1 protein-coding gene is annotated in these 304 nt (G+C 70.1%); it reads left to right on the top strand.

All coding sequences use genetic code 11. The features are described 5' to 3' along the window. Positions 1-117: 117 nt before the first annotated feature. Positions 118-304 (top strand): FAD binding domain-containing protein (locus L995_RS20585; protein ID WP_047473370.1); only part of this gene is annotated, 187 nt, incomplete at its 3' end.

The raw sequence follows: 304 nt of genomic DNA, 5'->3' as shown, positions 1-304 counted from the left end.
TCAATGCCGTGCTCGACGCACTGCATCCCCTGGGTGTCAGGGACCTGGACATGCCGGCCAGCCCGCACCGTGTCTGGTCGGCCATCGACGCCGCAGCCACCTCCTGAGGAGAGCGCCATGTACGCATTCACCTATGAAGCCCCTGGCAACACGGCCGACGCCGCTGCCCTGGCCGCCCAGGGCGGCCAGTACCTGGCCGGAGGCCAAAGCCTGCTGCCATCGATGCGCCTGCGCCTGGCGCGGCCCGAACAGATCGTGGACCTGAACCGCGTCCAGGGCCTGGCCGGCATCGCCGTCAACGCGG

This window comes from Delftia sp. ZNC0008, from assembly GCF_000799035.1.
Taxonomy (GTDB): Bacteria; Pseudomonadota; Gammaproteobacteria; order Burkholderiales; family Burkholderiaceae_C; genus Comamonas; species Comamonas tsuruhatensis.
This window is presented reverse-complemented; position numbering and strand designations above follow the sequence as displayed.